Origin of the sequence: Beggiatoa alba B18LD, assembly GCF_000245015.1 — a bacterium.
Taxonomy (GTDB): domain Bacteria; phylum Pseudomonadota; class Gammaproteobacteria; order Beggiatoales; family Beggiatoaceae; genus Beggiatoa; species Beggiatoa alba.
Genome location: NZ_JH600070.1, coordinates 3,498,089 through 3,525,052 on the forward strand (window position 1 = coordinate 3,498,089; position 26,964 = coordinate 3,525,052).

Sequence of the window (26,964 nt, forward strand, 5' to 3'; positions counted from 1 at the left end):
AATCCTGATTCAGACAAGCTGTTGTCTTTTTAAAAGAAAATCGCCGAACTCAGGTTAATACGAATCACGTTTTTTAATTCTGCTAATTCTGAAAATTCTGATTCAGACAAAAAAAGACCTGCTAAGTTTTACAAACCTAGCAGGTCTTTTTCTATAAACTCAAGGGCTAATCTTCGCGTTTCTGTCCTTCATCTTGTTGTGGAACATGTTGAACAGGGGGGTCGTAAACAACAGGATGGTAAGACGGTTCTGGCACATAGACAGGTTGTTGCTGCACGGGTGGCGCAATCGGTGCGGAAACAGGTGCGGGTGTGTGTTCTATTGTGCTCGTCTCATTGGTCGTGATGGTTTGGTTTTGTTCCGCGTTATCATAACGGTTTTGTCCTTCCATCGCTTCGCCATTACCTGTATTTTCAGTGCGTTTACGTCTGCCACCGCGACGGCTACGACGCATTGAGGAACGTTCTTTCTTCGCAGTTGCATTATCACCATTTTCTGCCAGTGAAGGCATTTTTTCGGTAATAGATTCTACTAATTGTTGTGTTGTTTGGTTATTTGTGCGGTTATTTGCACTACGTCCGTTGTTTGTGTCGCGTCCTGTGTTATTTTTCCGTGTGTTACGGTTCGCGTTGTTATTCCGTGGTGTATTGCGATTTGAACGGGGGGCAATGGGGGGGACGGCGTTAATTTGTTGAACAATAGCTACAGGTTCGGGTTTAGTCGAAGTTGTTTCATTGCCAAATAATAAACCCCACATCCGTTTCAGAATGCCGTGATTTTGGGATTCTTCAGGGGTGTGATGATGTAGCGGTTGTACAGGCGGTTGTGTATAAGCCAAGCTCTTTACGGCAGGTTCTTCAATCCCTGTTTGTTGTTGTTTGGGTAAGTGGCTGTAGTGTTCAATAACGGCTTTATCTTCCGTTGGTTCAACCACTGTTTGGTAGCTGGGTTTATCGCTGTTTACGGCTTTATCATCTTGACGGAGACGTTGTACTTCATATTTAGGCGTTTCGAGATGGGGATTCGGAATTAGTGCTACTTCGATTTTTTGCCGTTCTTCAATTTCTTGGATGGTCTTGCGTTTTTCGTTGAGTAGGTAAGTCGCAACATCTACGGGTACTTGGGCGACGACTTTTACTGTCCGTTCTTTCATCGCTTCTTCTTCTATCAGGCGTAAGATAGCCAGTGAGAGCGATTCGACACTGCGGATTTTGCCTTGTCCGTTACAACGCGGGCACATGATGTGGCTGGATTCGCCAAGCGAGGGGCGCAGACGTTGGCGGGACATTTCTAACAGTCCAAAGCGGGAAATACGTCCGACTTGTACCCGCGCTCTGTCCATTTTTAAGGCTTCTTTGAGACGGCTTTCAACTTCGCGTTGGTTTTTATGGCTCATCATGTCGATGAAGTCGATAACGATGAGTCCGCCTAAGTCGCGGAGGCGTAATTGTCGCGCAATTTCTTCAACGGCTTCCAGATTGGTATTTAATGCGGTTTCTTCAATATCGCCGCCTTTTGTGGCTTTGGAGGAGTTGATATCGATGGAAAGTAGGGCTTCGGTATGGTCTAAAACGATAGCTCCCCCTGAAGGCAGGCGAACTTCGCGTTGAAACGCGGATTCGATTTGGCTTTCAATTTGGTAGCGGGTAAATAGGGGTACGTTGTCGTTGTAGAGTTTGACCTTGGTCAGGTATTGGGGCATGACTTGACGCATGAAGTCCATGGCTTCTGCGTAAATTTCTTCGTCATCAACGAGAATTTCGTTAATGTCTTCGCGGAAGTAGTCACGAATGGCACGAATAATGACGTTGCTTTCTTGGTAGATGAGGAACGGCGCGCTACGGTCGCGGGAGGATTCTTCTATGGCGTGCCATAGACCGAGTAGATATTCTAAGTCCCATTTGAGTTCTTCGGCGGTTTTGCCCATGCCTGCGGTGCGTAAAATTACGCCCATGCCGTCGGGTATGTCTAATGTGCTGAGTACTTCGCGGGCTTCGCTGCGGTCATCGCCTTCTATGCGTCGAGAAACGCCACCCGCTCGGGGGTTATTGGGCATTAAGACGACGTAGCGACCTGCAAGGCTGATAAATGTGGTGAGTGCCGCGCCTTTGTTGCCCCGTTCTTCTTTGTCAACTTGAACGATGAGTTCTTGCCCTTCTTTTAGCAATTCTTTGATATTGCCACGTACAGGGATGGGTTGAGGGGCGATGGTTTGAATGTCGTCGTCGTTATATTCGTCGCCGTCTAGGGTGTCTTCAGGCAGGGGGGCGTAAGTAACAGGAATTTGGAAGTAACTGCGGGAAATGTCTTTGAGGGGTAAAAACCCGTGTCTGTCTGCGCCGTAGTCAACAAAGGCGGCTTCTAAGCTGGGTTCTATGCGAGTGATACGACCTTTATAAATATTGGATTTGGTTTGTTTGCGTGCGGCGGTTTCGATGTCGAAGTTGTATAACCGCTGTCCATCGACCATTGCTACACGCAACTCTTCTGGCTGGGTTGCGTTGATTAATATTCTCTTCACGGTTGTGTCCCTAAAAAGTAACAACGCTCAACCCCTTCGGTGTGCGAGTCAGCATCATTGAGTGTCTGGGGATGTGTTTCCCTCTCAGTGTGCGAGCAAGCCTTCTTCACGGAAGGCGGGAGCGTAATACTATGGATTATTAAGTAGTTACCAATCCAGTGTCCTGCTGGATGGCGTGGTGAGTGCGTTGTATTGTGTGTAACGTGAGCGGGTGAGCGTAAGCGGTGTACGTTAGACCCACAGGATTAGAAGGGAATAACAGCGATAGTTAAAATATTTCGGTTTTCGGTGTAACGTGTTTGGGTTAGTTGACACATTAACTTTTTGATGACCATCATTTTACCCACCTTGTTCCATGCTTTTGGCAATTAAGTGGTAATGGGTTCTCTTGTCGCTGTTGATTCGTTTTAATTGGGTTGTTAACAGCGTGAAATTCGCACTACTCACGTTACTTGTCCGTTTCACAATTTGTTTTTAGGTGAAGCGGATGCCGTCTTGTTGCACTCTCTGTTGTTCAGCGTCTTTTGGCACTTAGTGATAAAACAGATTGATTAGGTTCAAACGGCAGTCAGTTCGCGCTTGTAAAATATCTGAAACAACATGCTAAATATAACAGTGTTAGGCATGTCCATCAAACAGGTTATTCTCTTTATTTTTATAAAATTTTCTTGGCTATGAAATAAACTTGATAATCGTCAAGTGAATAGTAAAAAAATAATTTGTTTAGGATAATGTGAAATTCTCTTTTTTTAAGGCATAAGTAATGAGTAATCAGGGGAGAGTTGTGGGGGATTTGTCTGAGATAAACCCTTTTTTTCCGAGCATTAATTGTTAGGAGTTGTTGGCTTTTTTTTAGTATTAAAACAAGAGATTCACGTTATAGGATTTTAGTTTATGTCCTTTTTCTTTTGTGGTGTGTTTATAAAGTATTGGAAAGGGGTGAAAGGGATGTTTTTTAAAAATCAGAGATTGTTTTAATAGAAGGTATTTAAACCAAGGTTTTTTGGGGTTTATTCATGTGATGGGTCTGATTATTTTCTTTTTATTTTAGATGATTATAAAATTTTTATTCCTGTTTAAGTGAGCGTGTTTAGGTCGTCAGTCGTTCATGTCAATATCTTGTGCGTGGCTTCAGTCTGTTATCGTCCCTTGCTTGGTAGTGGGGTATGGTAAAATACGTTTTATCGGTTAAGTCATGGCATAATATTCAGATCACATTGGTGGTTGATGAGTGATGCATAAATTAGCAAATTGATGAAAGGTATTTATCGGTTGTGAAAACAAGTGAAACGGGCATAAACCCTATTTTATTGGTGGCAGGCGGAACAGGCGGGCATGTTTTCCCTGCATTAGCGATTGCAGAGAAATTACGTGAACAGCAGGTTTCTGTGCGTTGGATTGGAACACGTAAGGGCTTAGAGGCGAGAATCGTGCCGCAAGCAGGCATTGATATCGATTATATCGATGTCAGTGGTTTGCGGGGCAAAGGGCTTACCCGTTTATTAACTGCGCCGTTTCAGTTGACAAAGGCTTTATGGCAATCGTTACGTATCATGCGCCAACATCGTCCTGTTGCTGTGGTTGGTATGGGGGGATTTGTGACAGGACCTGCGGCGGTTGCTGCGTGGTTATTGCGTATTCCTGTTTTAATCCATGAGCAAAATGCCATTGCAGGGCTGACAAATCGGTTATTGGTGCGAATTGCTTCTTGCGTAATGGAGGCATTTCCTTATACGTTTCCTGCTCCTGTGCGTGCAGTGACAACGGGGAATCCGTTGCGAGCCTCTATTTTAGAGTTAGCAAAGATAGAGCAGGAATTCGCACCGCCTGTTTTGTCGCCTGTGCGTATTTTAGTCGTTGGTGGCAGTTTGGGCGCGAAAGCCTTAAATGAAATTGTGCCTCAGGCTTTATTGTCGCTTTCGGGTGAAATTAATGTATGGCATCAAACAGGGGAAGCGCATTTTGAAGCCACGCGCAATGCTTATGCAACGGCTAAATTTGATGCAATTGTTGACCCGTTTATCACAAATATGTCAGCCGCTTACCAGTGGGCTGATTTAGTCATTTGTCGCGCTGGGGCTTTAACCGTGTGTGAGTTAGCGCAGGCAGGCAAAGCCAGTATTTTAATTCCCTATCCTCATGCAGTTGACGACCATCAAACTGCTAATGCACGTTTTCTAACCAATCAAAATGCTGCGATTTTAGTTCCACAAAGTGTACTTAATGTGTCTGAATTAACCGATTTAGTACAATCTTTGATTAATAATCCAACCCGTTTAATAGAAATGTCCGCTAAAGCGCGACAATTAGCCCGTCCTAGTGCGGTCGATGATATTTCTCAGTTAATTTTACAATGGGCGTTGCCCACGATTTCCAACGTAAGACATAAGGATTCTGTATGAAAATGACCCACCATCCTGTCAATTTACCGAAACGTGGACGACGCATTCATTTTGTTGGGATTGGAGGGGCTGGCATGTGTGGCATTGCAGAGGTGATGCATCACATCGGCTATGCTGTGTCAGGGTCTGATTTACATAAAAGTACGACAACACGTCATTTAAGCAGTTTAGGCATTAAAGTGTATTGTGGACATGATGCCAGTAATATCTTTGGTTGTGATGTCGTGGTGATTTCTAGCGCGGTGAAAGCGGATAATCCTGAGGTTGTCGCCGCGCGCGAGCAACATATTCCCGTGATTCCACGCGCGGAAATGTTGGGCGAACTCATGCGTTTTCGTCAAGGCATTGCGATTGCGGGCACACACGGCAAAACCACGACAACCAGTTTAATCACGAGCTTATTGGCTGAGGGAAATTTAGATCCGACTTTTGTCATTGGCGGTAAGTTAAACAGTGCAGGACGACACGCGAATTTAGGCGCGGGTGAATACTTAGTCGCGGAAGCTGATGAAAGTGATGCGTCTTTTTTATATCTCAAGCCAATTATGGCGGTTGTGACTAATATCGATGCTGACCATTTAGAAACGTATGGTCATGATTTTGGCGAATTGCAACAAACTTTTGTTAAATTTTTGCAACAACTGCCATTTTATGGACTTGCCGTTGTCTGCATCGACGACCCTGTCATTAATCAACTGTTGCCCCAGCTCACTAAGCCTTTATTGACTTATGGTACGGCTGAAACAGCAGAGATTCGCGCGGTGCAAATTCAACAAGTCCGTGATAAAACTCATTTTCAAGTCTGGCGGGATAACAGTTATTGGATGGATGTGACGTTGAATCTAGCTGGCACGCACAATGTGCGAAATGCGCTTGCCGCAATTGCGATTGCGCATGAGGCAGGGGTGAGTGATAGCGCAATTCAACGCGGTTTAAAACAATTTAGTGGTATTGGGCGACGTTTCCAAACGCAACATTTACAAACGACGCAAGGCGATATCATGTTGATTGATGATTATGGACATCATCCGCGTGAAATCGAGGCAGTCTTTCAAGCAATTCGTGCAGGCTGGTCAGAAAGACGCTTAGTCGTTGTTTTTCAACCGCATCGCTATACCCGCACTCGTGATTTATTTCAAGAGTTTGTCAATGTCTTAGCGGGGGTTGATGTCTTACTGTTATTAGATGTTTATGCGGCTGGCGAAGCAAGAATTGAAGGAGCAGATGGGCAAGCCTTATGCCACGCACTACAGCAAACTGGCAAACTTACCCCTATTTTTCTCAGCCATGCTGATGAGTTGGTCAAGTTATTGCCTACCCTCTTACAAGACCAAGATATTTTATTAACATTAGGCGCGGGCAATATTGGTGCGATTTCTGCCAGCTTACCTGCCCAGCTTTCTGTGATACCCCTCATGGTCAGTGAATAATTGATTGAAAACACACATGGTTTATATTTTTCTCTTGCAATCGTGGTGAATCAAGTATGACAGTGATTATTGGGCATAATCCCAATTTTGTGCCGTTTAACGGACGGGGAACATTACGCCATAACGAACCGCTTTCTAAACATACCTCATGGCGCATTGGTGGTCCCGCAGAATGGTTTTATGAACCAACGGATTTAGAAGACCTTGCGCAACTGATTCCGCAAATTCCTGACAATATGCCCATGATGTGGATGGGGTTAGGCAGTAATTTACTGGTTCGTGATGGGGGCGTGCGGGGGATGGTTATCCTAACAGCGGGCTTGTTGGATGACATGATTTTTTTAGATGAATATACCTTGCGTGTAGAAGCGGGAGTCAGTTGTGCCAAAGTTGCCCGTTTTGCGGTTAATGCAGGATTAACAGGGGCTGAGTTTTTAGCGGGTATTCCTGGCACGATGGGCGGGGCATTAGCCATGAATGCGGGCGCGTGGGGTAGTGAAACATGGGCAATTGTGCAAGGTGTCGAAACCATGAATCGACAGGGTCAACATCAACGCCGTTCTGTCACTGATTATGAAGTGCGTTATCGTCATGTCAAAGGGCCCGACAATGAATGGTTTGTTGCCGCTGTTTTAAAATTATTGCCATCAACGATTGAAGAAGGGCAGGAAAAAATCAAAGCCTTACTCCGTCAACGTGGGGAAAGTCAACCGATGGGGTTGCCAAGCTGTGGCTCTGTATTTCGCAATCCTGCGAATGATTATGCAGCGCGTTTAATTGAAAAAGCAGGCTGGAAAGGGCGTGGCGTTGGTGGGGCTTATGTGTCAGAAAAACACGCTAATTTTATTATTAATCAAAAAGCAGCAACTGCGGCAGATGTTGAGGCATTGATTGAACAAATTATTCTTTCGGTGGAACAGCAAAGCGGTGTGCGTTTAATTCCTGAAGTGCGTATTGTTGGAGAATATGCCACGACTAAGCCTTTTATGAGTGAAACACCCTCATCATAGAGCTATAAATTCGTTTAAAATCATCTGATTGTTATTGCAAAAATAGCTGTAACTTTGTGATTCAATCAGCGGATATAACATAAAATTCATTCAATTTACTGAGTCTTAAAAACACAATGAATGTGAATACAGCACAGTGGGGCAAAGTTGCGGTTTTAATGGGGGGGACATCCGCAGAACGTGAAGTGTCCTTAAAAAGCGGACGAGCCATTTTAAATGCTTTATTAAATCAGGGAATTGATGCAATTGGCATTGATACAGGAACAGGTAATTTATTAGAAAAATTAACCGAAACGATTATTGATCGTGTGTTTATTGCCCTACATGGACGCGGTGGGGAGGATGGCACAATACAAGGCTTTTTAGACCGTTTGGGAATTCCCTATACAGGCAGTGGTGTTTTAGGCTCTGCCCTCGCAATGGATAAATATCGCACTAAGTTAGTATGGCAAGGTGCTGATTTACCAACCCCGCCTTATGTGTTACTCACAGAAAAAACAGATTTATCTGCGGTTGCTGAACGCTTAGGCTTTCCTTTAATGGTAAAGCCTGCAAGCGAAGGCTCTAGCGTGGGAATGAGTAAGGTAACGTCTGTTGTGGAAATGCAACAAGCGTGGCAATTAGCACGGCAATTTGATCAAGTGGTTATCGCTGAAAAATACATTAGTGGTGTAGAATATACAGCCAGCATTGTACAAAACCAAGCATTACCACTGATACGCTTAGAAACACCCCGCGTATTTTATGATTACGAAGCAAAATATAGTGATAACACACAAACCCGTTATATTTGCCCCTCAGGACTTGCCCCCGACCAAGAGCAAGCTCTGCAACAATTAGCCTTGCAAGCCTTTCAAATTATCGGCGCGACGGGGTGGGGACGGGTTGATTTAATGTGTGATGCAACAGGGAAAGCATGGTTATTAGAAGTAAATACTGTACCAGGTATGACAGATCATAGTCTTGTTCCTATGGCTGCCAATGCTGTTGGCATCGACTTTGAGCATTTAGTGTTACAAATCTTAGCAAGCACATGAAAAAAACTTTGTCTGTACGCGGTAGGCGCACAGAACGCTCAGTGACTAAACGGCATAAACAAGCCCGACGCACAGCGACGACTATCACTATTCCCAGTTTGCAACCGCTCCTTGATTATTTACAACAAGGGGGCAACCTTGTCATTCAAGGAATTGATATTGTTAGCCCTTATTTGCTGAACTATTGGAAAAATATTTTATTTATTCTCTTTATCATAGGTATTCTGTTGGGGAGCGTGTTTTGGTTACAAAATCCGCACAATATGCCTATTCGCACGGTCACGATTGAAGGTAATCAGCGCGTTAGTACACAGAGCATCCGTGAAGCGGTCGCGCCCTATGTGACAGGTGGACTCTGGCAAGTCAATGAATCTGCTATTCAAACAGCATTAATGCAGATTGCATGGATAGCTACCGTACAGATTGAACCGCAATGGATGGATACCTTATTGATTAAAATAGAAGAGCATCAAGCTGTTGGTTATTGGCAAGATGTTGATAATGTAGAAAACCCTACCGCAAAAGGTTATGTCCGTTTAGTCAGTGACAAGGGACTTGTATTTGATGTTCCAGAACAACCGTTGAATCTACCTCAATTACAAAGTGCTGCAGATAATACGCAAGAAGCGGTTGAACTCTATCGTATGGCAAATGCCCAGCTACAAGCTAAAAACCTAGAGATTAAGGCATTTGGCTGTAACCAACGTTATGCGTGGTATATTATCCTTAATAATGGCATCAAATTATTGCTAGGGCGGGGCGGTAATATGTCTCGTTTACAGCATTTTTTAGCAATTTACGATAAATTAACGACCCAGTTTCCACTTTGTTCAACAGGTTCAGCCTCCAAAAAAAGCAAGAAACCCCCAACAACTTGTCAACCAGCAATCAGTAAAAACGTGAAACTCATTGCAGATTTACGTTATACCAACGGCGTTGCAGTACGCTTGGCTCAGTAGAGCGAGGAATAAAATGGCAAAAGATAAAAACTTAATCGTAGGTTTAGATATTGGCACTTCTAAAGTAGTTGCCATTGTTGGAGAGGTTTCCCCAGAAAGTAATGAAGTGGAAATTATCGGCATTGGACAACATCCTTCACGGGGATTAAAAAAAGGAGTCGTCGTCAATATTGAATCTACGGTGCATTCTATTCAGCGCGCCGTTGAAGAAGCAGAATTGATGTCAGGCTGTGAAATTCATTCCGTTTTTACAGGAATTTCAGGCAGTCACATTCGCAGTATGAATTCTCATGGGATTGTGGCTATTCGTGATAAAGAAGTCACACAAGACGATATTGATCGGGTTTTAGATGCTGCTAGAGCCGTTGCAATTCCTGCCGACCAAAAAATTATTCATGTTCTCCCACAAGAATTTGTCATTGATAATCAAGAAGGTGTCCGTGAACCGATTGGTATGTCTGGGGTGCGTTTAGAAGCAAAAGTGCATTTAGTCTCTGGCGCGGTCAGTGCCGCACAAAATATCGTCCGCTGCGTCCGTTTATGTGGTTTAGAAGTAGATGACATCATCTTGCAACAACTGGCTTCTAGTGAAGCCGTATTGACAGAAGATGAAAAAGATTTAGGCGTTTGTCTTGTCGATGTTGGTGGCGGTACAACCGATATTGCCATTTTTATCGAAGGGGCTATCCGTTACACCGCAGTGATTCCCATTGCAGGCGACCAAGTAACCAATGATATTGCTGTTGCCATGCGCACGCCCACTCAATACGCCGAAGAAATTAAAATTAAATATGCTTGTGCCTTAGCCAATCTTGCCAACGCCGATGAAATGATTGAAGTTCCCAGCGTTGGCGCACGTCCCCCGCGCTATTTAGCCCGCCAAACCCTCGCCGATGTGGTAGAACCCCGTTATGAAGAATTATTTACCCTTGTTCAGTCGGTTTTACGGCGTAGTGGTTATGAAGATTTAATTGCAGCTGGTTTAGTCATTACAGGCGGTAGTGCCAAAATGGATGGCGTGGTTGAATTAGCCGAAGAAGTTTTCCATATGCCTGTTCGGATTGGTTATCCGCGTTATGTTTCAGGGCTGGTGGATGTCGTGCGTAATCCCATGCACGCAACAGGTGTCGGATTGTTACTTTTCGGACATCATCATCGTCATGAACGCTTATCGGATATCACCCACAATCAGGGAGGATTTAAAACCATGTTCACGCGGATGAAAAACTGGTTTCAAGGTAATTTCTAAAAAATATCAAACAGCTAGCAATATAATAGAGCTTTGGTATTCATCATCAATTTTTGTATAAAACAAGCAAGATACCCTTAAGTAAGGCGGAATGGCATAATTTCTGCGATAGCACACATAAGAAAAAAATCTGCCACCCGCACAGAATATCTTGCTATAAAGCTATAATTCGGATTAGATTAAAAAGATTCTAAACAGTTATTATGACCATGCGCTTGCGCATAGGAGGTTTTTATTGTGTTTGAATTAATGGATACTTTTAGCCAAAACGCTGTGATTAAAGTCATCGGCGTTGGTGGTGGTGGTGGCAATGCTGTTGAACATATGCTCTCAGGCAACATCGAAGGGGTTGAATTTATTTGCGCCAATACAGACGCGCAAGCCCTACGTAACTCCTCCGCCCGCACGGTTTTACAATTAGGCACAGATGTCACTAAAGGTTTAGGTGCAGGTGCAAATCCTGAAGTAGGTCAACAATCCGCGTTAGAAGATAGGGAACGCATCATGGCAGTGCTAGAAGGTACTGACATGGTTTTCATTACTGCGGGGATGGGGGGCGGTACAGGTACAGGGGCTGCTCCTGTTGTTGCACAAGTTGCTAAAGAGTTAGGGGTATTAACCGTTGCCGTTGTGACTCGCCCCTTCCCTTTCGAAGGTAAAAAACGGTCTTCCATTGCGGAACAAGGTTTAAAAGATTTAGCCCAACATGTCGACTCCTTAATTGTCATTCCCAATGAAAAACTCTTAAGCGTTTTAGGCAAAGATGCCAGCTTATTAGAAGCGTTTAAGGCAGCAAATAATGTTCTTTATAGTGCGGTTCAAGGGATTTCTGAACTCATTACCCGTCCTGGTTTAATCAACGTTGACTTTGCAGACGTAAAAACCGTTATGCAAGAAATGGGGATGGCAATGATGGGAACAGGGAAAGCAAAAGGTGAAGGTCGGGCACGCAAAGCTGCAATGGAAGCAATCTCCAGCCCCTTATTAGAAGATATCGACCTTTCTGGTGCACGCGGTATTCTCGTCAATATGACCGCAGGTTTAGACTTAACCATCGGCGAATTTGAAGAAATGGGCGATGTGATTGAAGAATTTGCCTCTGAAAATGCGACCGTTGTTGTCGGTACTGTTTTAGACCCAGAGATTAAAGAAGAATTACGTGTAACTGTGATTGCGACAGGGGTAAGCCAACAAAATAGCGGCGTACATTTTGCCGCAAATCGTCAGGCTCAAGCCGAAACTCGCACCTCAGCCACGAATGTCAAAACCTTACCGTTCACTAATAGCAAGAGTATTCCCGCCGAGCGCGAACGCTCCAATGAACGTGTTGCTAACAAAATGGATGATTACAAAGACTATGACAAGTCTCCCCTCGTTCGCCGACAAGTCGATGGTCACGAAAAAAGTTTAGAACATGCAGATAATAACCATCCTAGCGAAACCTATTTAGATATCCCCGCGTTCTTACGTCGACAAGCGGACTAAGTCAACCGATTCGGTGGCATAATACTGTTTAGTATGTTTATTAAAACGAGAGGGACAGTGATACAAGCCAAATGGCATCAACTTGTCCCTGCTTGTTTTTTTAATGCCTAGCGTTTATTTATGACTAAGCGTAATATATTGACAGACAGTCAATTAAGGTTTTTGTTGCAATGCAACAAAAAGGCATACCGTTTTTGACATGAATATGCTAAGGTGCATTTCAATTATTTTCTATTTGTACGATTCGCCTTATCTCACTTCAATGAATCAGTATTGTTTTACAGTTTGGTATAAAAATTTCATACTGGCTTAATAGTGAATAAAATATCATTTACATATTTTAAGCAATTAGTTAATTACCTTAAATAATTAAGTAGTTAAAGTTATCGTGATGGTTAGTTATTGGCTACTTGTGTTCTTGTGGAGATATAAAAAACAATGATAAAGCAACGCACCTTGAAGAATGTGATTCGAGCCACGGGGGTTGGCTTGCACACAGGTGAAAAGGTCTTTCTTACCCTACGCCCTGCTGCGCCGAATACGGGTATTGTTTTTCGACGTACAGATATATCTCCGCCTGTTGATATTGTTGCACATGCGGAACGTGTTGGAGATACCCGCCTCTCGACAACGCTCATTCATGGCACTACAAAAGTTTCAACTGTTGAACATCTCTTATCGGCATTTGCAGGTTTAGGTATTGACAATGCATATGTCGACATCAGCGCGCCTGAAGTACCTATTATGGACGGAAGTGCAGGACCTTTTGTATTTTTAATCCAATCAGCGGGTATTGAAGAACAAAACGCAGCCAAGCGTTATATTCGGATTAAACGCAAAGTACAGGTTCAACAAGGGGATAAATGGGCAAAGTTTGAACCTTTTGACGGCTTTAAAGTGAGTTTTCGCATTGCATTTGATCACCCCGTCTTTAAGCGGACACGCCAATATGCCGAAATGGATTTTGCAAAAACCTCTTTTGTAAAAGAAATCAGTCGTGCCCGTACCTTTGGTTTTATGCACGAAATTGAATTGTTGCGCGAAAATAAATTGGCACTGGGTGGCAGCTTAGACAATGCGATTGTGGTTGATGACTATCGAATTTTAAATGAAGATGGGTTGCGTTACGACGATGAATTTGTCCGTCACAAAATTTTAGATGTTTTAGGGGATATTTACTTATTAGGGCATGGATTAATCGGTGCATTTAGCGGCTATAAATCGGGTCATGAATTAAATAATTTATTGCTTAGAACATTGCTTGCCGATGAAAAAGCTTGGGAATTAGTGACTTTTGATGATGAGCAGGCGCGTTCTTTGCCTGTTGGTTGCCTTCAACCCTTATCTGTATGACGCGCTAACCGTAATAAAACCGTCCGTAATCCTTGATCTTTTAAACTATGGGCTACATTTTGCAGAAGCATCGCCGTTTCCGTTGATAAATGGGGACGGCGTTTAATCAGTGAGGCAGGTGAGGGAGTTATCACCTCTCGATTGACCGAGCGCACTTTAATGTCTAGCTTTTGAATTCGTAGCCCTTGTAAGTAAGGATCAGTCAATCCACGCTGTAAAATCTCATCACTTAAATAGCGCAACCGCGTTGCATAGGGTGCGTTGTCTGCCCAAATAATTAAGCGATGATCGCGAACATTTACCACCCTGCAATGACTACGCAATGCTAAGGGTAAATATGCCTTAAACGCTCGATCTATTTGTTGCAATGCAGTACAACGTTCAATCAGTGTATGCACAAGATGATGTGATTGTTGCAAAATTTGTGAAACGCTTTTCATAACTAATCAATGCGAAAAAGTGATATTGATATGCATCATTCTAGCTGATTTCTGCTAAGCATACTGCTTTTTATCAATCATGCCTCTCCCTACTGCTTGATTTCTTAATAAAGAGAAGGATAATTGCGCTTTTTTTGTCAGCAATAAGCCTATTACGGTAAACTATGCAGATTAAACACGCGATTTATGTGTTGGATGTTGCATAACTGATACATCTAAAACGGTTTTTTAGTTGCTTGCTTATAAACAACATGAAACTTTTCCGCTTTTCAGCCCCAATTTAACAGATATTAACAACCCATGTTAGGAAACCTGCTAAAAAAAATCTTCGGTAGCCGTAATGAACGGCTGGTCAAACGCATGATGAAGACAGTAGAGCAAATTAACGCGCTCGAGTCTGATATCAGTCGCTTAAGTGATGATGAACTCCGTCACAAAACCGTGGAGTTTCGGGAACGATTAGCAAAGGGAGCGACTTTAGATGATTTGCTGCCTGAAGCATTCGCCGTCGTTCGTGAAACGGGTAAGCGTGTTCTTAACATGCGCCACTTTGATGTGCAGTTAATCGGTGGGATGGTCTTACATCACGGCAAAATCGCAGAAATGCGCACAGGGGAAGGTAAGACCCTCATGGCGACTTTGCCTGCCTATTTAAATGCCTTATCAGGTTTAGGCGTGCATATCGTAACGGTTAACGATTATTTGGCTCGGCGCGACGCGGAATGGATGGGGCGAATTTATCGCTTTTTAGGCATGAGCGTTGGTGTCATTGTGCCAAATATGGCACCTGAAGAAAAACGTGAAGCTTATACCGCAGATATTACTTACGGCACGAATAACGAATTTGGTTTTGATTACTTACGCGACAATATGGCGTTTAGCGTTGCAGACAGAATGCAACGAAAATTAAATTATGCCATCGTCGACGAAGTGGACTCGATTTTAATTGACGAAGCGCGTACCCCGTTGATTATTTCAGGGCCAACCGACGATAATTCAGAGTTATATCAACATATTAATCGAATAGTTCCCCAGCTAAAACCTCAAGCCCGTGAACCGCACAAAGATGATGAGGAAGAAATTCCAGGGGATTACTACGTTGATGAAAAAGCCAAACAAGTTTTAATCAGTGATGAAGGGCATCAACATATTGAAGAATTATTGATGCGTGAAGGCTTATTAAGTGAAGGAGAAAGCCTTTACGACTCCGCTAACATCAGCAAAATGCACCATGTCCATGCTGCCTTACGCGCGCATACCTTATTCCAACGTAATGTTGATTACATCGTCAAAGATGGGCAAATCATCATTGTGGACGAATTTACAGGGCGCACGATGCCTGGTCGGCGTTGGTCAGAAGGCTTACATCAAGCGGTAGAAGCCAAAGAAGGCGTACCTGTTCAAAACGAAAACCAGACATTAGCGTCTATCACGTTCCAAAACCTATTCCGTTTATACAAAAAACTCTCAGGGATGACAGGGACAGCAGACACAGAAGCCTATGAGTTTCAACAAATCTATGGATTAGAGGTTGTCGTTATTCCCACCCATCGTCCGATGGTTCGGAAAGACATGGGCGACTTGGTGTATTTGACCAAACAAGAAAAATACAAAGCCATTCTTACTGATATTCAGGACTGTCAAAAACGCGGACAGCCCGTCTTAGTTGGGACTGCTTCTATCGAAAGTTCTGAAACCCTTTCTCAATTTTTAACGCAAGAAGGGATTCAACACCAAGTTTTAAATGCGAAATACCACGAGCAAGAAGCCTATATTATTGCCCAAGCGGGGCGAGTTGGTGCAGTAACTATCGCAACCAATATGGCAGGGCGCGGAACGGACATTATTCTCGGCGGTAACGTTGAAATTGAAATCCAGAAATTACGGGCAGAAGGCTTGTCTGAAGAAGAATTACAAGCGAAAGAAGTTGAATTACGAACTGCATGGAAAACCCAACATCAAGCCGTGTTAGACAGTGGTGGTCTGCATATTATTGGTACAGAACGCCATGAATCCCGCCGTATCGATAACCAATTACGCGGTCGTTCAGGACGACAAGGGGATAATGGCTCTAGCCGCTTCTATTTATCTTTAGAAGACAATTTAATGCGGATTTTTGCCTCTGACCGTATCACAGGACTGATGCAAAAGCTTGGCATGGAAGCTGGTGAGGCTATCGAACATCCATGGGTGAGTAAAGCCATTGAAAATGCGCAACGAAAAGTAGAAGGACGTAACTTCGATATTCGTAAACAATTGTTAGAATATGATGATGTGGCAAACGACCAGCGGAAAGTGGTTTACGAACAACGTAATGAACTGATGGAAAGCGAAAATGTTTACGATACCATCCGCGCTATTCGCCTAGACGTACTTAACGAGATTATTGACACCTATATTCCGCCTCAAAGCTTGGATGAACAGTGGAATGTTGAAGGCTTAGAAAAAGCCATAGAAGAAACTTTTGGTGCGCAATTACCAATTCGTCAATGGCTGGATGAAGACCATGAATTACATGAAGCCAGTTTGCGCCAAAAAATTGCGGACCAGTTAGAAGCACGGTATTTAGAAAAAGAACAGCTTGCTGGTGCAGAAGTTCTACGCCATTTTGAAAAAGCAGTGATGTTACAACTCTTAGATTCTCAATGGAAAGAACATTTAGCCGCAATGGATTATCTCCGTCAAGGGATTCATTTACGCGGTTACGCACAAAAAAATCCTAAACAGGAATATAAACGCGAAGCCTTCGAAATGTTTTCCAAACTCTTGGAACGCTTTAAACAAGAAGTAGTTGGCATGGTTTCTAAAGTGCATATTCGCACACAAGCAGAAGTGGATGCTGTGGAAGAAGAACGCCGTAAACAAGCGGCTGCATTGGCATCAATGCAATTCCAACATGCACAAGTTGATGGCTTAACAAATGAACTTACTGAAGTTGCAAGCCCAGCTGAAGAAGCCACCGAAAACAAAGAGCAAGCCTCGCATACCCCTTATGTGCGCCAAGTTCCCAAAGTGGGGCGTAATGAACCATGTCCTTGTGGTTCAGGCAAAAAATATAAACAATGTCACGGTAAATTAGATTAATCTGAGCGAGAGATGCAAACCATTTGTTTGCATCTCTCCTTGTCTATTTGTTCACATCCGTAGTACACATCTACCTCATCTTGTCACATGCTGTTCTTACACTAATACAGCAAAGACCTAAAGATGAGCTATCCCACTTTTGGCTTTCTTTCACCCACACTGGCACGGATATTATGGCTGTCAATTTTCCTCCTTTTCCTGTTTTACACCCTGTCAAAGGCATTAAACTAGGCACTGCATTGGCAAAAATAAAACCCACTGCAACCCGTGACGACATCACTTTATTAGAATTAGCGCCAACCAGCACTTGCGCGACAGTTTTTACCCGTAATGCCTTTTGTGCAGCCCCCGTTACCCTTGCACGCCAACATCTAAAGCAAACCATGCCGCGTTACTTACTCATCAATGCGGGCAATGCCAATGCGGGTACAGGTGAACAAGGACTACAAGATGCATTAGCAACTTGCACAACCTTAGCGACACTCACTCATACCACACCAAATACCATACTGCCCTTTTCTACAGGCGTGATAGGGCAACCGTTACCTGTGGAAAAATTCCGTACCGCGTTACCATTAGCATTACAAACCTTACAAGAAACAGGCTGGCAACAAGCGGCTAATGCCATCATGACCACAGACACCTTGCCAAAAGGTGCGTCCGTGCAAGCAACGCTGCAAGGTCAAACGGTGACGATTACAGGAATTGCCAAAGGCGCAGGGATGATTCGCCCTGATATGGCGACCATGTTGGCATTTATCGCAACCGATGCACAAATACCGCCGACTGTTTTACAAGCCGCCTTAGATATCGCGGTTAATCAAAGTTTTAATCGGATTAGTATTGATGGGGATACATCTACAAATGACGCTTGTGTCTTAGTGGCAAGCGGGCAAAGTGCAATAGGGATTGAGAGTGTAGAACATGCCGATTTCCCCAACTTTGTGCAATTATTAACACAAGTTTGCCAACAATTAGCGCAAATGATTGTCCGCGATGGCGAAGGTGCGACTAAATTTATTAGCATTCAAGTTGAACAAGGGGCAACAGCCCAAGAATGTTTAGCGGTTGCTTATACCATTGCACATTCACCCCTTGTTAAAACAGCGTTTTTTGCCAGTGATGCCAATTGGGGGCGAATTTTAGCCGCCGTAGGACGTGCAGGCTTATCCCAATTAGTTTTAGAAAATATTGTGATTTATTTAGGTGATGTCTGCATTGTCCAACAAGGTGGACGTGCGAATGATTACACTGAAGAGCGTGGACAAGCGGTAATGGCAGAAAGCGATATTACCATTCGCGTGTTATTAGGACGTGGGCAAGCACAGGAAACTGTCTGGACGTGTGATTTTTCTTATGATTACGTGAAAATTAATGCAGAATATCGGACTTAGATAACGCGAGTACGGCGAGTTTCTTTTAAAAAGACAACAGCTTGAATGTTGTAGGGTGGAATAGCGAAGCGTATTCCACCTTGAAATTCTGCAAAAATTGAGCAAAAACAGATTATAAATCGTATGGTGGAATACGCTTTGCTATTCCACCCTACATTTTTTAGTTGAAAAATTCTAAACGGTTTTCGCCACTCGCCGAACTAGCGTTAGATAAGCGAAAAAATTGCGCGTAGTGTCATGTGTGGCATTACGCCCATTGAGTCAGCATTATGGCTTATCGGAAAAAAAATCAGATTCAATTTTACCCGTTAAAGGATTCACCGTGATTTTTGCCTTCATACCTTCATACTCTAAAATGATTTCTCCGCCACTACTTCCCCCTTCAGGATAAAACACAATTTCATACACGGATTTATCTTTTGTGGTAATCTCCCCGCCCCACTGCAATGTTGCACCACGACTAACCCAATTATTCACACTGGGTGTTTTATCTATATCTTCCGTTTCTTTTCCTTCATAAAATTTCACAACCTTAGAAGTCCCTTCAATAATTGCAGAACGTCGTGCGTAATTTAAAGCGGCAATCGCTTCACGAAGTTGAGCCTGAAACAAGGTTGACTTACCTGAATTTAAATGAGGAATTACAATTGCTGCAGCAAGGGCAATAATTGCCATAACTAATAGAATTTCAAATAAGGTAAATCCATATTGACTGGTAAAACGAGAGGGTTTTAACATAACTTATTAATAATATTTGATATTAGCTAAAAATTTTGTTTACATGAAACGAGTGTTTTTTGTAAATTTTGAACAACTTGTTTTCTTTAATTTATAATTAATTAATAAGTGATTAACTAAAAACTATAGCTAATCCGCAATGTTTAGCATAAATCTTGCCCATCTGATAAACTGGCACACAGTATAAATCAGATAAATGTGTTAATGACATTTTAAAACTTGTTTATTTTTTCTTATCTGCCTTCGAGTTCATTCAGTTATGACGATGCGCGATTACTACCAAATTTTAGAAATTACCCCTGATGCAGATCAGGAAGAAATTAAACGGGCTTATCGACGGCTCGCACAAAAATATCATCCAGACCGTAGTCCAGAAGCAAATGCCGCACAATGTTTTCAGACGATTCAAGAAGCTTATGATACTTTAAAAGACCCTATACAACGCATTGAGTACAACCGTACTCGTAAAGTGATTAAACCTTATAGTTTCTCATGGTTACGTAACCAATTTTATGCATGGCGACGGGCGCGAGAAAATGATTATGCATTGAAATCAGCAGAACAGCGTGTCTATGCACAAGATGATGATGATAACTCTTTTGATTATAAAGGGTTAATGATTGGTATTGGTCTGTTGTTATTTGGCGGTATTGCGGGTGCAGGAGTACATTATTTATGGGCATCTCCAACGGTATCAACAGGATTGACTGCATCGCCTGCCTTATCCTCATCATCAACTGCCGAAAAAACGACAGGCTCATCAGAATATCAGTTTGCACTCTTTTTAATTGAAAATACGAATAATTTAGACCTGATAGATACCTTAGAACGGCTCAGTCAGCAACAGCAAATCAATGTGTTTGCTGATGCACAGGTTAAAGCGGCTTTATTGCATTATTACGATAAGCAATATACGGTCACGACTCCTGAGCAAGCATTACAGATATTGACCAAATTACAAGTTAAATATCCGCAAGATAACTTAATTGCAGAGCGGCAACAGCAGTTACAGCAAATTGTTGGGGCAGCACCGACTTTAACAAGTTCTGTCAATGGGGCAAATCAATTAGATACCAAATCCCCCCCTGATTCTTCTTTACCTGTACAAGATAATCCTGCAACTCCGCCTGTTTTAGCGAATTTAGCAACGCCTTTGCCTACTGAGACAAGTCCTCCCACAGAGCGAGAGGCACACCCTACGACAGAGACAACAGCAATAACAACACCAGTTCCTGTAGAACCCATTGCAGAACCAATAAATACAGTAGAAACAGCAGATTCAGTCATTACCAATGATGCTAATAATCTCGTCACTGCACCTGTTGCAATGACAGCAATCACACAACGCTTGGCTGTTTGTCGTACACACATCAATGAACAACGTTTAACCTATGGTCAAGATAGTGCATTGAATTGTTATCGAGAAGTGCTACGAATGGATCCGCGCAATCTTGCTGCACGGCAGGGCATTGACAATTTAAAAAACAGCTTTTTATCCCGTTTTGATAGCTTGCTTGAACAACAACGTGTTGATAAAGCAAAGTCTTATATTAGAAGCCTAGAACGGATTGATCCCCGTCTGCCCATTTTGAAAGAGTTAAGATTAAAAGTGGTTGAGTTAGAAAATAAAATCCAAGCTGCCTCTGTCTTATTTTCTGAAACAGCCAATAAATGTGCAGAATTGATTCGTAAATTATCAGTTGGCTTAAATCTAGCCCCTCATGAAGATGTTTATTTTAAAGAAAATTGTCATTAGACCGAGGACTGAATGATGCAAGTTTCTTCTATGACGTATATTCGTCTGTTAAGCCTGTGTTTTTTTCTCGCAGGATGTCAAACCCTTCCAAAACCACCACAGCAAGTAGTTGATTATCCAATCAGTTTTGAAGCGGCCGTGACCGCAGTAACACATCAATTATTAGGCACACTTGCAAAACAGCAGGCAGGGAATCAGCTCATCATCGTGCTTGACCCTTTTGTCGATGCAAATAGTGGTGATGTTTTGGAGATAAGCCGTAGTATTGAAGAAGACATGATTGCGGAAGGGAAAAAATATTATCCCAGCTATATTTTAGACCGCCTCACACCTGCTTTATTACGGCGTGCGCAGTATGTTTTAAACGGCACGATTAATTTACGTGATTATCAGTTGAGCACAGAAAGCGCAACAGATAAGTATTATCAGTTGTCTGCAAGTTTGGTGGATTTAAAAACAGGTGTTGTTATTGCCCACGCAATGAGTTGGATTGCAGATGCTGATTTAAATTACGTCAGAACGCCGTTGTATCGGAATAGCCCCACTTTTTTTAAAGATAAACGGGTACAAAGCCAAATCGAAACAGCAGAAACCCATGAGGGTAAATCAGCAGATGATGAGTATTACAGCAGCTTAGATACCAATGCGTTGTTGGTAGAAGCAGAAACCGCCTATGAAAATACGAATTATACTAAAGCGCATTATTTATTTCAGAAAGCGGCAGCACGTAGTGATGGGCAAGTCATGAAAACTTATCTTGGCTTATATGAAACAACGCGCAAAACAGAAAAAGAAAATGTCGCCAATCAAGAAGCCGCATTTACAAAATTACTGGCGTTAAGCATTCAAGAAACCAATAGTTTAAATATTCGATTTTTATTTGAAGTGAATTCAATCGAATTTATTAATAACAATAGCATACGCCAACAGTATGCTGAATGGTTGCGCATGATTAGCCGTTTTTTACAGAAAAATAGTTATTGTTTTCAGGTTGTTGGGCATAGCAGTAAAACAGGAAAAGCTGACTATAATCTTAAGCTCTCTGTAGAACGGGCAGAACATGTGCGTCAATTATTAGCGGTAGAATTACCCAGTTTAGCCACACAATCAAAAGCCATTGGTAAAGGCTTTAGTGAAAATTTAGTCGGCTCTGGCACTGATGATGCGCAGGATGCAATTGATAGACGGGTTGAATTATCGATTGTGAATTGCCAAGACTTTAAAGTAACGCCCTAATCCTCCCAAAATATGCGGTATTCACGGACTATCCAGCAATACCGCGTCGCTTTACAACTCGCTTCTCTCGCTCCTATACTCAGTGACGCTTTTAATAAAAAATAAGGTAGTACGACGTAGAACAATCTATTTGCATCACCCCGACGGTTTTGCGTTACTTAACTACTCATGACAGTAAACCATCAAGAGAGCATTTTTATGTCTTACCGTATAATAACCATCGTGCCATTGCTTTTTTCTATGGGCAATGTTTACGCAAATGATTATCCAACCATTGATAAAGTGAATTATGTGTTTGAATGCATGGCATTGCATGGCGGGGAAAGTTATGAAAATATGTATCAGTGTGCCTGTACTATAGACGAAATCGCAAATAAGATGTCTTACGATGAATATACAAAAGCGGATACCTTAGCGCGTTTATTGCAAGCACGGGGCGAGCGTGCAGCAATTTTTCGTGACCCCCCCGAAGCGAAAGCGTTACGTAAAAAATTCGCAGATATCAAAACGGTGGCTGAAAAGCGTTGTTTTATCAATCAAGTTACAGCCCCCAGTCATCCGACTGCAACGTCAACGACTGAAACACCGCAACCTGCAACAATGACCGAGCCAGTCCCGACGCAACAGGCGGGTAGCAACACAAAGTAATTTATTTATCAATTTGTTATTGTCTTAATGCCTTTATGAGTGGCAAGATTAAATTGCGTGTGTGAGTTGCAATTTATGATTACTCATAAATGCTTGTTGATAGCTGTTTAACATGCCGTTCATCATTTGCGTTAATGTCCAATGTTGATTGGCATGTTGTAACGCATTTAGACAGAGTTGTTCCCGCAAACTGGGTTCTCGTAACAAGCGCATGGTATTTTCTGCAAGCGCATGTGCTGATTGTGCAGGACATAACAAGCCTGTTTTTTCATGTTCTATCATCTCTACTAATCCCCCTGTTGAGGTCGCAACAACGGCTGTTTTTGTTAGAAATGCTTGAGAAACAAGGCGTGTTTGTGCTTCTGTTGCGATAGAGGCAATGATAATAACGTCACAAATGCTTAAATAATCTTCAATATTGACGCGATATCCTAGAAAGTGGAAATGTGTTTGATACGTAGAGTGAGCAACGGCTGTTAAGACTTGTTGTTTATACGCTTGAGAGTTTTCGGTCGCTTCTCCAATTTGTAAAAAAGTGACATTAGAAAAGTGTTGCGCAATTTCTTGACAGGCTTGAACAAAAAAGAGTTGTCCCTTGTCTTCGCGTATCATCCCGATATTGGCAATAATCCAATGGTCTGTGGAAATTCCTAAACTTGCACGTAGTGCTTGGTTTTTTTCTCGTAATTGCGGATAGAAACGGGTTTCATCCACGCCTGCAATAGCAACATCAATGGCATGGATAGACTTTAAGCCAAAAGAGACTAATTGCGCCTTAATTGTCTGTGCGGTCACTATCACACGGTCATTACCATACTGCCAAATTAAACGATGTACAAAACTGTGGCGAATTGGGTTAGTGACATGACGAGAGCGTACAACAGTAATGCCTGTTAGCCACTTAATCCAACAGGCTTGATAACTGTCTTTAGAGCTGTGTGTATCAATTAATTCAATCTGTTGCACATGTAGAAAATGATATAGCTGCCATAATATCGGTAGGCTAAATGCATTATGAATGTCTAAGGGTAAGCAGGATAGCCCGTAACGCCGCGCTTCGTGCAAAATAGCAGAGCGACTGTGTGCAATAAGCCAAACTTGATGCCCATGCGCACGTAGCCATAACATCTGTTCGATAATGCGTAATTCTTGCCCGCCCCAATGCAAACTACTTTCTAAATGTGCAATACGCATTGTTGCTATATCCGATTAATTCTCTGATAAATAAGTTATTTCTTCTCACTATTTTCAACGCCGTTTGCAGCACTTCGATATAAGAATTGCCCGATGAGTTGTTCTAACACCATTGCAGATTGTGTAAGGTAAATTTCACTATTACTGTGTAAATACTCAACATCGCCACCAGGTTCTAAACCAATATATTGTTCGCCTAATAAACCAGAGGTGAAAATACTGGCGGATGTATCAGCGGGTAACTTGTCGAACTGGGGTTCTATGCGTAACGTAGCAATCGCTTTATATGTGTTATTATCAAAGCGGATGTCTGTCACGCGCCCAATGGTAACACCGCTGACTTTTACAGGGGCTTTGACTTTTAAACCGCCAATATTTTGGAACTTTGCGGTTACTAAATAACCCGCATCATTGTATAACGAGCCTAAGTTACTCACTTTTAAGGTTAAGAGTAATAAGGCAAGAAAGCCTAACATCACAAAAACGCCAACCCAAATTTCTAATGTTCTTGAATACATAGCGGTTTCCTAGATACGAAAAAATTGCATATTGACATTATACTGTACTTTCATCAGTGCTATAAAACATTGCACAAAAAACCCGCTTGCCTTCGCTAACTTTATATCATGATGAATACGACCGACTTATCAGATATTCCTTCTATTGCCTTATTACCGTTACCTGTTGCTAATCAGATTGCTGCGGGTGAGGTGATTGAGCGACCTGCGTCTGTGGTTAAAGAGTTATTAGAAAACAGTGTGGATGCAGGGGCTGACCATATTGATATAGAGATAGAAAAAGGTGGCGTTGGTTTAATTCGTATTCGTGATAATGGGTGTGGGATTCGTGCGACTGAATTAGAACTGGCAGTGAGTCGTCATGCAACCAATAAAATTAGAACCTTAACCGATTTAGAGCAATTGCATAGTTTAGGGTTTCGTGGAGAAGCACTTGCGAGTATTGCGTCAGTCTCACAATTTGCAATGCATTCTCGTTTTTATAGTGCAGAACATGGCTATAGTTTATTGCTCAATACGTTTAGTCAAATACCAACAATAGAACCCGTTCCCCATCCTGTCGGCACAACGGTTGAAGTGCGCGAATTGTTTTATAACACGCCTGCTCGTCGTAAATTTCTACGCGCTGAAAAAACAGAATTTGGGCATATTCAAGAAGTCGTAAAACGCCTTGCATTGAGTCGCTTTAACGTCAGCTTTACCCTGCAACATCATGCTAAAACGGTACTTACCTTAAAAAAAACGACCGATGAAGCCAGCCGTTTATTGCGTATTGGGCAATTATGCGGGACTGAATTCATGCAAAACGCCTTAACCGTGCAATATGAAAACCAGATGATTCGTTTATCAGGCTGGATAAGTCCGCCCAGTTATGCACGGGGACAAGCTGACCAGCAATATTTTTTTGTAAATGGGCGGGTTGTGCGGGATAAATTGGTGAGTCATGCCATTCGCGCTGCTTATCAAGATGTGCTTTACAGTGGACGACACCCTTGTTACGTTTTATATTTGGAAATAGCCCCACATGAAGTCGATGTGAATGTTCATCCAACGAAACATGAAGTGCGTTTTGTGCAACAAGGTTGGATACATCATTTTTTAGCCAGCAGTTTGCAACAAACCTTAGGGCAAACACGCCCGAGTAATTCCGTGAATATTGCTGACCATTTAGACAATACGGCAACAACATTTGCACGTCCACATTTAGATAATCGCCCTTCTCCCCAGTATCAGCCAGCCTTAGCAATTGCGCCTACCCCCGAATTGACTGTACAAGAAAGCCAACAGTTTTATCAGGTTTTGCATCAAGCTAAACTGCAAACAACAACAGAGACCCAAGCCCCTCCCGAGTCAGTAATTCCCCCTTTAGGCTATGCAAGAGCACAGTTACATGGGATTTTTATTATTGCGGAGAATGCACAGGGGCTTGTGTTAGTGGATATGCACGCAGCCCATGAGCGAATCACTTATGAACGCATGAAAACTGCATGGGAAACACACCGTTTAACAGCACAATATTTATTAGTCCCTGTTACCGTTTTCATCAGTGAAACCGATGCAGACCAATTGGATACTTTTCATGAAACCCTATTGCGTTTAGGCTTTGAAATCACACGTGCAGGACGGGAAAGTTTATTAGTACGTCAAGTACCGCAACTCTTGATACAAGCGGATATTGCGTTATTGGTACAAGCATTACTCAGTGATTTAATTCGTTTTGGTAGCAGTGCGGTTTTAGATACGCACATTCATGAGATTTTTGCCACAATGGCATGTCATCATTCAGTACGTGCTAATCGTCAACTGAGTTTAAGCGAAATGAACGCATTATTACGTGATATGGAAGCCACTGAACGCAGTAATCAATGTAATCATGGTCGCCCAACATGGGTACAATTGAGTTTAAAAGAATTAGACAGTTTATTTTTACGCGGGCGGTAAATCATCAATCGTATCAATATCCTGTAAAATGCCTTTATCATCACCATGTAAGGGTAGCAGTGTTGTTATATGGGCTTCAATAATTGCCCGCGCACCGCTATCCCCTGTTAATTGACTGAGTGGCGTATAAAATTGATGAGCAAACCCAACAGGATGCCCACGTTTCCCACGATAATAGGGGGCAACTAAGGCAACACCATTTTCTAAATGTGTCACTAAACGTTGGATTGTTTGTGCTTGAATAAAAGGCATGTCAGCTAAGGCGACTAACCATGCATCAGCCGTTGCACTGGCTTGTACGCCACACGCTAAACTGTGTCCCATGCCAAGCGTTGACGCTTCACAAATGACATAAGTATAACCTGCTATTGTTAATAATCTTTGTAATTCAATATCATCAGGACGTACAACAACCAATAATTGTTTAACCCATGGTTGCAATATTTGCGCACTGGCTAATATCAAGGGCAGTTGTTGTTGCGGCAGAATATGACGTAATTTGGGACTACCAAAGCGTTGGCTTTGACCAGCGGCTAACAGAATACCTGTAATATGCATAGTAAAGATGC

General features: G+C 42.5%; 20 protein-coding genes. 14 read left to right on the forward strand and 6 right to left on the reverse strand.

From position 1 onward, the window contains the following. Positions 1–166 precede the first annotated feature (166 nt). Complete coding sequence (locus BEGALDRAFT_RS14340) at positions 167–2,521, reverse strand: Rne/Rng family ribonuclease (protein ID WP_002691167.1); 2,355 nt, start codon at positions 2,519–2,521, stop codon at positions 167–169. 1,274 nt (positions 2,522–3,795) lie between these two features. Here BEGALDRAFT_RS14340 and murG point away from each other — a divergent pair. The 8 genes from murG to lpxC all read left to right on the forward strand — a co-directional run bounded on the left by murG (position 3,796) and on the right by lpxC (position 13,446). Then, entirely contained in the window at positions 3,796–4,923 is a 1,128-nt protein-coding gene (gene murG, locus BEGALDRAFT_RS14345; RefSeq protein WP_002691169.1) for an undecaprenyldiphospho-muramoylpentapeptide beta-N-acetylglucosaminyltransferase, read from the forward strand. Next, positions 4,920–6,353, forward strand: a complete 1,434-nt coding sequence (gene murC, locus BEGALDRAFT_RS14350; protein WP_002691170.1) for a UDP-N-acetylmuramate--L-alanine ligase — start codon at positions 4,920–4,922, stop codon at positions 6,351–6,353. The genes murG and murC overlap by 4 nt, the downstream gene beginning before the upstream one ends. A gap of 56 nt (positions 6,354–6,409) precedes the next feature. Beyond that, positions 6,410–7,363, forward strand: coding sequence for a UDP-N-acetylmuramate dehydrogenase (murB, locus tag BEGALDRAFT_RS14355; protein ID WP_002691173.1), 954 nt, complete (start codon positions 6,410–6,412; stop codon positions 7,361–7,363). Positions 7,364–7,479: 116 nt separating this feature from the next. Next, entirely contained in the window at positions 7,480–8,400 is a 921-nt protein-coding gene (locus BEGALDRAFT_RS14360; RefSeq protein WP_002691175.1) for a D-alanine--D-alanine ligase, read from the forward strand. Next, positions 8,397–9,359 carry a cell division protein FtsQ/DivIB gene (locus BEGALDRAFT_RS14365; protein ID WP_002691176.1) on the forward strand — a complete coding sequence of 321 codons (963 nt, stop codon included), beginning with the start codon at positions 8,397–8,399 and terminating at the stop codon, positions 9,357–9,359. Before BEGALDRAFT_RS14360 ends, BEGALDRAFT_RS14365 begins: the two co-directional genes overlap by 4 nt. A gap of 13 nt (positions 9,360–9,372) precedes the next feature. Beyond that, positions 9,373–10,608, forward strand: a complete 1,236-nt coding sequence (ftsA, locus tag BEGALDRAFT_RS14370; RefSeq protein ID WP_002691178.1) for a cell division protein FtsA — start codon at positions 9,373–9,375, stop codon at positions 10,606–10,608. Between the two features lie 237 nt (positions 10,609–10,845). Beyond that, the gene (ftsZ, locus tag BEGALDRAFT_RS14375; protein ID WP_002691180.1) at positions 10,846–12,093 is read left to right on the forward strand and encodes a cell division protein FtsZ; all 1,248 of its coding nucleotides are present in this window, start codon (positions 10,846–10,848) and stop codon (positions 12,091–12,093) included. Between the two features lie 438 nt (positions 12,094–12,531). After that, entirely contained in the window at positions 12,532–13,446 is a 915-nt protein-coding gene (lpxC, locus tag BEGALDRAFT_RS14380; RefSeq protein WP_002691181.1) for a UDP-3-O-acyl-N-acetylglucosamine deacetylase, read from the forward strand. Here the strand turns inward: lpxC and BEGALDRAFT_RS14385 are convergent. Further along, a complete protein-coding gene (locus tag BEGALDRAFT_RS14385) occupies positions 13,428–13,886 on the reverse strand; it encodes a DciA family protein (protein WP_002691183.1) in 459 nt (152 codons plus the stop codon). The genes lpxC and BEGALDRAFT_RS14385 overlap by 19 nt on opposite strands. A 300-nt stretch (positions 13,887–14,186) precedes the next feature. Between BEGALDRAFT_RS14385 and secA the strand changes: the two genes are divergently transcribed. Both secA and argJ read left to right on the forward strand, forming a co-directional pair. Continuing rightward, positions 14,187–16,970, forward strand: a complete 2,784-nt coding sequence (secA, locus tag BEGALDRAFT_RS14390) for a preprotein translocase subunit SecA (RefSeq protein WP_002691184.1) — start codon at positions 14,187–14,189, stop codon at positions 16,968–16,970. Between the two features lie 173 nt (positions 16,971–17,143). Beyond that, positions 17,144–18,364: a bifunctional glutamate N-acetyltransferase/amino-acid acetyltransferase ArgJ gene (gene argJ, locus BEGALDRAFT_RS14395; protein ID WP_002691185.1), complete on the forward strand. Its 1,221-nt coding sequence runs from the start codon at positions 17,144–17,146 to the stop codon at positions 18,362–18,364. A 267-nt stretch (positions 18,365–18,631) separates the two neighbouring features. Here the strand turns inward: argJ and BEGALDRAFT_RS14400 are convergent, their stop codons facing one another. After that, positions 18,632–19,102, reverse strand: a complete 471-nt coding sequence (locus BEGALDRAFT_RS14400; RefSeq protein ID WP_002691187.1) for a prepilin-type N-terminal cleavage/methylation domain-containing protein — start codon at positions 19,100–19,102, stop codon at positions 18,632–18,634. Positions 19,103–19,361: 259 nt separating this feature from the next. Here BEGALDRAFT_RS14400 and BEGALDRAFT_RS14405 point away from each other — a divergent pair, with 259 nt between their 5' ends. The 3 genes from BEGALDRAFT_RS14405 to BEGALDRAFT_RS14415 all read left to right on the forward strand — a co-directional run bounded on the left by BEGALDRAFT_RS14405 (position 19,362) and on the right by BEGALDRAFT_RS14415 (position 22,742). After that, the gene (locus BEGALDRAFT_RS14405; protein ID WP_002691188.1) at positions 19,362–20,858 is read left to right on the forward strand and encodes a J domain-containing protein; all 1,497 of its coding nucleotides are present in this window, start codon (positions 19,362–19,364) and stop codon (positions 20,856–20,858) included. A 12-nt stretch (positions 20,859–20,870) separates the two neighbouring features. Beyond that, positions 20,871–22,094, forward strand: a complete 1,224-nt coding sequence (locus BEGALDRAFT_RS14410) for an OmpA family protein (protein ID WP_081484190.1) — start codon at positions 20,871–20,873, stop codon at positions 22,092–22,094. A gap of 198 nt (positions 22,095–22,292) precedes the next feature. Beyond that, entirely contained in the window at positions 22,293–22,742 is a 450-nt protein-coding gene (locus BEGALDRAFT_RS14415) for a hypothetical protein (protein WP_002691192.1), read from the forward strand. A gap of 48 nt (positions 22,743–22,790) precedes the next feature. Here the strand turns inward: BEGALDRAFT_RS14415 and BEGALDRAFT_RS14420 are convergent, their stop codons facing one another. After that, complete coding sequence (locus BEGALDRAFT_RS14420) at positions 22,791–23,936, reverse strand: glycosyltransferase family 4 protein (protein ID WP_002691194.1); 1,146 nt, start codon at positions 23,934–23,936, stop codon at positions 22,791–22,793. Between the two features lie 35 nt (positions 23,937–23,971). After that, positions 23,972–24,454: an outer membrane lipid asymmetry maintenance protein MlaD gene (mlaD, locus tag BEGALDRAFT_RS14425; protein WP_002691196.1), complete on the reverse strand. Its 483-nt coding sequence runs from the start codon at positions 24,452–24,454 to the stop codon at positions 23,972–23,974. A 108-nt stretch (positions 24,455–24,562) separates the two neighbouring features. Between mlaD and mutL the strand changes: the two genes are divergently transcribed. Beyond that, positions 24,563–26,395 carry a DNA mismatch repair endonuclease MutL gene (mutL, locus tag BEGALDRAFT_RS14430; RefSeq protein ID WP_002691198.1) on the forward strand — a complete coding sequence of 611 codons (1,833 nt, stop codon included), beginning with the start codon at positions 24,563–24,565 and terminating at the stop codon, positions 26,393–26,395. Here mutL and BEGALDRAFT_RS14435 read toward each other — a convergent pair. Beyond that, positions 26,381–26,953, reverse strand: a complete 573-nt coding sequence (locus BEGALDRAFT_RS14435; protein ID WP_002691200.1) for a nucleotidyltransferase family protein — start codon at positions 26,951–26,953, stop codon at positions 26,381–26,383. The two genes, mutL and BEGALDRAFT_RS14435, sit on opposite strands and share 15 nt — an antisense overlap. Between the last annotated feature and the right edge of the window lie 11 nt (positions 26,954–26,964).